Origin of the sequence: Kitasatospora sp. MY 5-36, from assembly GCF_001182915.1 — a bacterium.
In the GTDB taxonomy this organism is placed as follows: domain Bacteria; phylum Actinomycetota; class Actinomycetes; order Streptomycetales; family Streptomycetaceae; genus Kitasatospora.
In genome coordinates this window covers 1-9,309 of record NZ_LFVW01000467.1, presented here as the reverse complement: position 1 = coordinate 9,309, position 9,309 = coordinate 1, and the positions used below count along the sequence as shown (strand labels likewise).

Here is a 9,309-nt window from a genome sequence, read left to right as displayed (position 1 = left end):
CGGCGGCACGGCCCTGCCCGGTTCCGGCCGGGTCGGCGGCCGGGCGGCGCGGGGAGCCGGCCGCGGAGTCGCGCGACCGGCCGGGCTCACTCCTCCTTCTCCGCCGCCATGCGTGTAGCCGCCTCGTAGACGAGCCGGGCGTGCAGTTCGAACATCGCGACCAGGTCGACGCCGTCCCCGTTGATCTCGCGCTGGACGAACAGTCCGTCGGCACCGGCGACGGCATAGGTCGTGAGCAGGCGGACAGAGTCCTCGTCGAGGTCCGGGACGAGCTCCCGGGCCATCTCGGCGATCTTCGCGCCCGCGATCTCACGGACCTGGAGGAACACCGTCCGGCCCCGGGGCTCCGTGGGGCGCCGCTCCAGCGCGAGCATCAGCCCGAACCGGAGGAAGTCGGGAGCGTCGATCAGCGACTTCGCCACGCTCACCGCCATGGCGGTGACCCGCTCCAACGGAGTGCCCGCTTCCTCGCCCGGCAGCTCGACGGCAGCCAGCCAGGTCGCGAAGCTGCGTTCGATCACCGCGGCGATCAGGTCGTCCTTGTCCTTGAAGTGCCAGTAGATCGAGCTGGCGGGCAGCCCGCACTTGGTGCTGACGGCCGCGATCGAGGTGCCCTCGTAGCCGCGCTCGCCCGCGATCTCCACGGCGGCGTCCAGGATGCGCTGGCGCGACTCCACCCCGTTCGCGCGCTTCTTGCGGGTCGTCTGCGGCCCGGCCATGGCGGGTGCCTCCTCGTGTTCGGGTGCGTTCGACTGTCGTCGACGGCGATCCTACTGCAGCGTTCACTCCAATTGGAGCGATCACTACAGCAAGTGTGCCACAGTGCGCTCGTCGGCGCGCTCCGCCTGCCGGATCGGCCGAGCGCGTCCGGCTCGGGGCTCAGCCCGTACGGGCCCCGAGCCGGGCGGCCAGCGCCGGGAACTGGGCCAGCGCATTGCCCCGCTCGACAGCCAGACGCTCGTCGGGACCGAACGTCTCGTCCAGTTGGGGCGCGGGATCTCCGGCCCCCAGGAACAAGGGACTGCTGAACGGCCAGTCGGTGGCGAACAGGATGTGCTCGGCGCCGGCCAGCTCCCGCACCGACTTCATCGCCTGGGGCGCCGGCGAGAGGGCCGTGTCGTAGAAGAGGCCGCGGAACTGCGCACTGCTGTCCGCCGACCCGGAGGCACCGAACCGCTGGGCGAGCTCGGGGGTCAGCGTCAACAGGCTCGCACGGTAGGAGATGTAGGGCAGCGTGCCGCCGGCGTGGGCGGCCAGCCAGCGGATGCGCGCGTGCCGCTCGTACACCCCCTTGTAGAGCATGTTGACCAGCGCTCGCGTGGTGTCGAACGTGAACTCGTAGAGGAAGGGCGGCAGCCCCAGGTCGGGATAGGCCGAGGGGGTCACCGGGTGGACGAACACCATGGCCCGCAGGTCGTCGAGTTCGCGCAGCAACGGCTCGAAGACGGGATCGCCCAGGTAGGTCCCGCCGTAACTGCTGAACAGGCCCACGCCGTCCAAACCGAGTTCACGCACCGCCCTCCGGGCTTCCACCACCGCGTCGCCCACGTCCATCGCGGTCACCCTGCGACCCAACGGCAGGACCGCGAAGCCGCCGAAGCGCCCCTGGCGGTAGGTGGATCCGCAGACGAGCTCACGGCTCATGTAGGTGTTCAGGCGCCGCGCCATGGCCAACCGGTCGGCGGCGGCATCCAGATAGGTGACCCCTGGCTCGGAGACGGAGACCACCTGCGCCTCGATGCCGTAGCGGTTCATGAAGTCGACCGCGAGGGCCGGGCTCCACACCGGGACCGGCACTCCGCCGATCTCGACGATGCCGTGCGAGGCGAGGGACTGCCGGTAGAAGTCCGGGAGCAGGTGGCAGTGCACGTCGATGCGGCCCCGGCCGCGCGTCACGGGCGACCGCGGCGCCGGGTCGGGCGATGCCGCGCGGGCCGGCGTCGGATCGAGCGCCGCGGTGGCGACGGCGAGCGGCAGGGCGGCCTTGAGGAGCCTTCGCCGCCCCGGACTTGGGGCATTCTCGGTTTCGGTGTCGGTCATTACGCGCACCTCCTGTGGGCAACGGGACGCAGCATGAACCGTTGGCGGGTCGTCATCGGCACCAAGCAGGCATGCCGGACCAGCGGGTCTGCGTCGCCACGGACGCACCCGTTCATGTAGCGGTCACTACAGACTCATGTAGTGACCGCTACGGTAAGAGGGGCGAAGGTCGGAGTCAATGGGCAGGGCGCGGCGAGATCCGGTCCAGGGGACCATGCAGGGCGCACCGCCCACCGCCGCTCTCTTCGGATCCCGGTGCGGGCCGCCACACCGCCCTGCGGGCAGCTCACTTCAGCCGACAGGTCTTCGACGACTTGCCACTGCGACACGAGCGCCCAGGTACGTAGAGCCCACCAGGCGCGGCCGCTGCTACCGATCCGCCGGCTTCGCCCGGTGAGCGGCGATCAGGTCGCGGTACCAGGCGTACGAGGCCTTCGGGGTGCGCTGCTGGGAGGCGAAGTCGACGTGGACGAGGCCGAAGCGCTGGTGGTAGCCCTCGGCCCATTCGAAGTTGTCGAGGAGGGACCAGGTGTAGTAGCCGCGGATGTCGATGCCTTCGGCGGTGGCCTGGGCGAGGGCGTCGAGGTGGGCGGACATGAAGTCGATGCGGGGCTGGTCTGGGGTGGTGGACTCGTCGACGGAGCAGCCGTTCTCGGTGATGGTGAGGGGCGGGAGGGCCTTGCCGTAGGTGTCGCGGAGGTTGAGGAGGAGTTGGCGGAGGGCTTCGGGGACGACGGGCCAGCCGAAGGCGGTGTGGGGGACGTCGGGGATGTCGACGAGGTCGAAGGGGAGGCCGGGCTGGGTGGGGGCGGCGACGCGGGTGGGGTTGTAGAAGTTGAGGCCGAGGCCGTCGAGGCCGGGGGTGTGGATGAGGTCGAGGTCGCCGGGGTGGACGGCGCCGAAGATGTCGTCGGGGACGCCGAGGGCGGTGAGGTCGGGGTAGCGGCCGAGGAGGACGGGGTCGGTGAACAGGCGGTTGTGGAGGGCGTCGTAGGCCTCGGCGGCGGCGAGGTCGGCGGGTGAGGGGGTGGCCGGCTCGACGGGGGTGAGGTTGTTGGAGAGCATCGCCTCCAGGCCGCGGTCGTGGAGGACGGTGGCGGCCAGGCCGTGGGCGAGGAGCTGGTGGTGGGCGGCGGGGAGGGCCTCGAACATCAGGGTGCGGCCGGGGGCGTGGGTGCCCAGGGCGTAGCCGAAGACGGTGTGGACGAAGGGCTCGTTGAGGGTGATCCAGGCGGGGACGCGGTCGCCGAGGCGGTCGGCGACGATCCCCGCGTACTCGGCGAAGCGGTACGCGGTGTCGCGGTTCAGCCAGCCGCCGTGGTCCTCGAGGCCCTGCGGGAGGTCCCAGTGGAAGAGGGTGGGCAGCGGGGTGATGCCGGCTTCGAGGAGGGCGTCGACGAGGCGGTCGTAGAAGGCGAGGCCGGCGGCGTTCACGGCGCCCGCGCCGGTGGGCTGGACGCGGGACCAGGCGACGGAGAAGCGGTAGCCGTCCAGTCCGAGGCCCTTCATCAGGGCGATGTCCTCGGGGTACCGGTGGTAGTGGTCGCAGGCCACCGCGCCGGTGTGGCCGTCGCGGACGGCGCCGGGGCGGGCGGCGAAGGTGTCCCAGACGGAGGGCCCGCGGCCGTCCTCGTTCACCGCCCCCTCGATCTGGTAGGCGGCGGTGGCGGCACCCCAGCGGAACCCCGCCGGCAGGTCGAAGCGGTCCGGCATGACAGCCTCCTGACGGAAACATGAGGGGAAGTCATGTTACCGGCGCGGCGCCGAAACACCAGAGTGGGACGACGGAAGGGACCGGAGCCCCGCAGAGGGCCTCGGTCCCTTCCGTCGTCCGGTGGCCAGGGGGTGAGGGACTCACCCCGGACCCGTCACCACACGTCGGCGAGCTCCCGCAGCAGTTCGACCACCCGTGCCGTCTGCGCCGGCCCGAGCCGCGGGTCCGGCGCCACCGAGGTGAAGACCAGGGCCAGCATCACCGCCGCGTCCAGCCGGTAGAGGAGGTCGGCCGCGGGGGTGACGGAGGACTTCCCGCCCGCGGCCTCGTAGCCCTGGCGGATCGCCCGCTCGTCCAGGCCGTTCTCCGGGATGAGCGCGTACTCGGACATCCGCGCCAGTTCCATCGCGGGGTCGCCGATCAGCACGTTGGACCAGTCGATCAGCGCGGCCACCCGCCCCTGGCCGCACAGCAGGTTCTGCCGGCGCAGGTCCAGGTGGAGCAGCGCCGGCTCGGCCGACGTCTCGGCGAGGCGGGCCGCGATCGCCGCGCGCTCGGGCAGTTCGCCCAGGCCCGGGCGGAGGTCCAGCAGCCTGCCGAACCGGTCGGGCAGCCGCTGCGCCAGCAGGTCGGGGACGGGCCGGCCGTACTGGACGACGGGCGCGAGGTCCGGGGCCGGCTTGGCGTGCAGCGCCGCGAACAGCGCCCCGACCTCGGACCAGTCCGGTGCCTGGGCGTCGGAGTCCACGAAGGCCGAGAGCAGCACCGGCGTGCCCGTCCGGGTGTACTCGATGCCCAGGGCGCGGGCGACCGGGAAGCCGTCCGGGGCCAGCCACTGGGTGATCCGGAGTTCCTGCTCCAGCAGGCCGTCCGCGCCGACGCCGACGTTGTTCGCGGTGTGGAACGTACGGGCGCGCGGCACGCGCAGCACCACGTCCTCGTGCGCCGCGCCGCTCAGCGGGCTCGCCCGGTAGACGAGGAACTCCACGCCGCTGCTGAGCACCACGGGCGGGGTGTAGCCGAGCGAGCCCGCGAGTTCGGCGAGCCCGTCCGTGACGTCCTGGTCGATCAGTTGTCCAGTGGCGGGAAGCCTCACCAGAAACCTTCCTCTGTTTGTCATTTGACGGCCAGGAAGCCCTCGAAGCAGGTGTACTTCTGGGCCGTCATGGCCTGGCCGGACCCGGCCCTGCTGCCCTGGCGACGCTCCGCCAGGGTGCGGATCAGGGTACCGGTCGAGCAGCCCACGTCGAGGAGGAGGCCGTCCTCTACGACGATGCCGGCGTAGTGCCGGGCGACCAGCTCCGGCAGTTGCGGGAACTCCCTCGGCCGGCAGCGGGGCGATGCTCGTGTGGGTCTGGAGGTCGCGGACGGCGTGGCAGTCGCCGATGACGGCCGGGAAGTCGCCCGTGGCGAGCTGGTTGGTGCTCTCCTGGGGCGGCGCGCCGGATTCCGCCGATTCCGCCACGCTGCCGCGTCGCCGTACTGCCGTACTGCCGCGCCGACCCGGTTCGGGACGCGGCCGGGCCCGTCCTCCCGGTGGGGCGGGAGGGCGGGCCCGGGCGGGTCAGCGGTGGGTCAGCGGCGGGTCAGTGACGGACCGGCGGCGGCAGCTGCCGCTCCCGGACGGGCGCGGTGAAGGCGACCGGACCGGTGCTGGAGGGGGTGCTGCCGCCGCGGACGGGCAGGCCGCCCTCGACGGCGTACATGGCCTCGTCGTAGGCCTGGCCGTCGGCCGGGGCCCTGCCGACCGCGAAGATCGCCACCGCCTTGCCGTCGAGCACGGAGGTGGAGAGGTAGTCGCCGACCATGGCGCCGCCTCCGGTGGCGGCGATCCGGGACAGCGGCATCGGGCCGGCGACGGTCCGCGGCGCGCTCCAGGTGGCGCCGCCGTTGGCGGAGGAGATGAAGCCGACCTCCAACTCGCAGGTGGCGTCGGTGCAGTCGGCGTTCGGGTAGAAGTAGTAGTACAGCCCGAGCTTGGCGCTGTGCCCGGAGGTGGCGCGGTCGACGCCGAGGCCGGGGAGGAAGTGGTCGGCGCCGCTGGTGGTGGCGTCGATCGGCACCCGGGTCACGGCGGACCAGGTGGTCCCGTCGGTCGAGGTCGCGTAGACGATGTCGTTGCCCGGGCAGCCGGCCCGGAACCGGCAGTCCTGCCAGGCGACGTAGACCCGGCCGGCGCCGTCGATCTCGGCCGAGGGCAGGCCCTCGCCGTCGCGCAGGCCGCCCGCGACGCCGTGCGCCACGACGTCGGCGACCAGGACGGTGGAGCCCCAGGACCGGCCCCCGTCGGTCGAGTTGAAGGAGCGGATCGAGGTGGTGTCGGTCGAGAAGGGGACCACGACCCGGCCGTCGGGCTGCACCAGCGGCTGGCCGCCGAGGCCCAGGTTGACGCCGGACGGGCCCGACGGGGCGGACCAGGTGGCGCCGCCGTCCCGGGAGGCGGACATCACCACCAGGTTGTCGGAGGAGGGGATGTCGACCTCGATGTAGCAGGTGCCGAAGTACGGGCTGGACGGGGTGTTGTCGCAGACGATCCACTCCTTGTCGTAGCCCTGGCCGTCGAAGCCGACCGCCCGCACCGGGTCCTGCCAGCGCAGGCCGTCGGCCGAGCGGCTGACGGTCACCCCGACGGGGTTGATCGCCGCGTCGATGACCAGGCCGGCGATCATCCAGGTGCCGTGCCTGGCGTCGTAGGCGATCGAGGGGTCGGAGGCCCGGGCCCAGTTGCCGCCGCCCTGGTGGGTGGTGATGCCGGGCAGGATGCCGTGCCGCCAGGTGGCGCCGCCGTCCCGCGAGGTGTTCCAGCTGAGGGCGGCCGAACCGCCGGCGGGGAACCGGCCGACCTGGGACGAGGAGACGATCGTGCCGCCGTAGGCGAAGGTGTCGGGCTCCACCTCGGTGGCGTGCTGGCTTCCGGTCCCGGTGTCGGTGAACGGGTCGGCGCTCACCTGCAGCAGGCGCGGCCCGCCGCCGTCGACGGTCAGGGCGTACGGGGCGGCGCCGGCGGCCGGGGCGGCGTTCCAGGCCGCGCCGGTCAGGACGAGGGCGGCCGCGGCGGCGACGGCGAACGGCCGCCGCCAGCGGGCAGGGGTGCGCGGGTGCTTCATCCGAAGCTCCTTCGCGTGGGGGAAGGTACGGACGACGAGGGGCGGGCCGCGGTCCGAGGGCACGGCGACCCGCCCCGGTTGGCGCGTGCGGATCGGAGGAGTCCGGCGCCGTCGAGGCTCGTGGGGGCGACGCCGCCCGATCGCGTGCCGCGCGCAGAAGTGCACACGTGTTCGCAAATCGGAAGTGTGAGCCGGATCATGACATCGCACAAGATGTGCGACCAAAACGGAACGGCGCCTCGCGGACCGTCGGGTCCGGTGCCCCTCCCCCGGCGCGGGGCGGCGCCCCCGTGGACGTGAATACTGGCTGGTTGTCATCCGTTTTCCGTGGCTGGGGCGTCCTGAAGGCATGAAGCGCGAATCGATCCTCCCGGGGGGCTCCGGATCCGACCCGTTCGACGAGTTCGTCGTAGCCCGGTACCAGGCCCTGCTGCGGGGGGCGTACCTGATCACGGGTGACGTCCACGACGCCCGGGACCTGCTGCACGACGCCCTCGCGCAGGTGTACCCGAAGCGTTCGACGATCCGGGACACGGCCGCGACCGAGGGGTACGTCCGCAGGACGATGGTCCGCACCCACGTCTCGCGCTGGCGGCGGACCAGACGCGAAGTGCTCACCTCCGCGCTGCCGGACGGACCGGCGGCCCCGGAGGGCGAACGGGACGACCAGCTGGCGGCGGCACTGGCCGGACTGCCCAAGCGGCAGCGGGCCGCCGTGGTGCTGCGCTACTACCTGGACCTGCCGGTCGCTCAGGTGGCGGAGGAGCTGGGGTGCTCGGTGCCCACGGCGAAGACGCACCTGGCGCGCGGGATCAAGGCGCTTCGACAGGACATGGAAAACGTGAGGGAGCTGGTAGGCCGTGAGCGCTGAGGACAGGTTCGAGGAGGAGCTGGTCACCCGGCTCGGAACACACGCGGCAGGGATCGCCGGCACCCCGCCGCTGGCCGAACTGCACCGGGCCGGGCGTCGGCGCGCCCGGCGGCAGGCCGCCGTACGGGGGGTGACGGCGGCCGCGGTGCTGGTCCTCGGAGCGGGAGCGCTGACGCAGCTCGGCGGCGGCGGCCCCGGGAGCGACCGTACGGGGGCGGCCGGGACGGGCCTCAGCGTGCTGACTCCGACGGCGGGGGCGACGGCGCCGGGGCACACCGCCGTGATGCTGAACTGTGTGAACGGGCCCACGTCGATGCGGACACCGGGCTGGCACCAGCACTCCAGCCGGCAGCCCTGGGAGACGCCGTCGGCGATCACCTCGTCGGGCTACTCGTCGTCGTGGACGCCGCCGCCGGGCTCCCCTTGGTTGGGCCTGTTGTCGCCTGCCACCCCTCCGCCGGGCTACTCGTCCTCGGACGTCCCGTCGACAGGCACGCCGTTCTCCGGCCTCCCGTCGTCGTCCGGCTCGCCGTCGTCCCTGCCCACGGACTCGGCCTCGGGCTCGGGCTCGGGCTCGCCGTCGTCGCTGTCGTCGGAAGACCCGGCGGAGGCCCGCGTGACCCGGGCGGGTGAGTCCATCGAGACGCTGGCGATGACCGACTACCCGGACCACTACTTCGGCACGTGCCGCGACAGGAACACGGACACGCTCTACGTGATGCGGGTCCCCGGCAGCGGCCTGGACGCCGCCGTGACCGCGAGGGCGGCCGACTGGCCCACGGTGAAGGTGCGGTTCGCCGACGCCGCGGGCTCCCGCGAGCAGCTCATGACCGTCCTGAACCGGATCCGCGCGGACACCGAGGAGTGGCGGGTCAGGGGCGTGGTGATCGACGGGCTGACGCTCGCCATCGACGGCACCGGCGTCGTGGTCGACACCCCGCAGTGGCAGTCCGCCGAGGCGGACATCAAGGCGAAGTACGGGGCCCTGGTGGCCGAGGTCCGCTAGCGACCCTGCTTTTCAACGTCATTGGCCACCAAGAGACTTGGACCAGGTCCGGAGGGCGGTGTCACCGATCGGGTCGGTGGCTCCGCCGTCCGGCGTGTCCGGGTTCCGGCGCGCTCACTCGTGGGCGCTGATCTCGCCGCCGGCGCTGAGCACGATGGAGACGCCGTTGGCGTCGACCCCGACATCGTGCTGGTTCGCCTCCAGCGTGCCGTACACCGCGTTCTCGTTGCCGAGGATCTCCGCGCGGTACCGGAGTTCGCCGACCTTCGTGACCTTGGCCGTCCAGCCGCCCGCCAGCTTGAAGGTGCCCGGCCCCTGGTGGCTGCCGCCCATCCAGGAGCGGATCCGGCCGTCCAGCGAGAGCATGACGAACATGCCGTTGGCGTCGAGCCCGTCGTCGTGCTCCTTCGTCTCCATGGTGGCGAGGACCTGACCGGCGTTGACGATCTTGGCGGTGTAGTGCTGGTTGCCGAGGTCGTGGATCTCGGCCTTGCTGCCGTCCACCAGGGTCTCGGTACGGACGCCCTGGCCCCCCTTGGGCGAGGTGAGCTGAAGAGGGCCCCTCCGGCCC

At 72.6% G+C, this 9,309-nt stretch carries 8 protein-coding genes and 1 pseudogene; 2 read left to right on the top strand and 7 right to left on the bottom strand.

Annotated elements, in window-relative coordinates:
- Window positions 1–86: 86 nt before the first annotated feature.
- The 6 genes from AE652_RS27205 to AE652_RS27185 form a co-directional block, all read right to left on the bottom strand.
- The gene (locus tag AE652_RS27205; RefSeq protein ID WP_049656129.1) at window positions 87–719 is read right to left on the bottom strand and encodes a TetR/AcrR family transcriptional regulator; all 633 of its coding nucleotides are present in this window, start codon (window positions 717–719) and stop codon (window positions 87–89) included.
- A 160-nt stretch (window positions 720–879) separates the two neighbouring features.
- Window positions 880–2,040: an amidohydrolase family protein gene (locus AE652_RS27200; protein WP_049656127.1), complete on the bottom strand. Its 1,161-nt coding sequence runs from the start codon at window positions 2,038–2,040 to the stop codon at window positions 880–882.
- 369 nt (window positions 2,041–2,409) lie between these two features.
- Window positions 2,410–3,753, bottom strand: coding sequence for a GH1 family beta-glucosidase (locus AE652_RS27195; protein ID WP_049656125.1), 1,344 nt, complete (start codon window positions 3,751–3,753; stop codon window positions 2,410–2,412).
- Between the two features lie 155 nt (window positions 3,754–3,908).
- Window positions 3,909–4,850, bottom strand: a complete 942-nt coding sequence (locus AE652_RS27190) for a phosphotransferase family protein (protein WP_049656122.1) — start codon at window positions 4,848–4,850, stop codon at window positions 3,909–3,911.
- A 20-nt stretch (window positions 4,851–4,870) separates the two neighbouring features.
- Window positions 4,871–4,999 (bottom strand): hypothetical protein, encoded by a 129-nt coding sequence (locus AE652_RS49075; protein ID WP_255357452.1) that lies wholly within the window; start codon window positions 4,997–4,999, stop codon window positions 4,871–4,873.
- Between the two features lie 341 nt (window positions 5,000–5,340).
- Window positions 5,341–6,861, bottom strand: coding sequence for a sialidase family protein (locus tag AE652_RS27185; protein ID WP_049656120.1), 1,521 nt, complete (start codon window positions 6,859–6,861; stop codon window positions 5,341–5,343).
- Between the two features lie 349 nt (window positions 6,862–7,210).
- On the opposite strand from AE652_RS27185, the gene AE652_RS27180 reads away from it, so the two are divergent.
- Complete coding sequence (locus AE652_RS27180) at window positions 7,211–7,732, top strand: SigE family RNA polymerase sigma factor (RefSeq protein ID WP_053112272.1); 522 nt, start codon at window positions 7,211–7,213, stop codon at window positions 7,730–7,732.
- Complete coding sequence (locus AE652_RS46620; protein ID WP_159028570.1) at window positions 7,722–8,738, top strand: hypothetical protein; 1,017 nt, start codon at window positions 7,722–7,724, stop codon at window positions 8,736–8,738. The genes AE652_RS27180 and AE652_RS46620 overlap by 11 nt, the downstream gene beginning before the upstream one ends.
- A 114-nt stretch (window positions 8,739–8,852) precedes the next feature.
- Here the strand turns inward: AE652_RS46620 and AE652_RS27170 are convergent.
- Window positions 8,853–9,309 (bottom strand): annotated as a pseudogene (locus tag AE652_RS27170) (hypothetical protein); the annotation flags it as partial.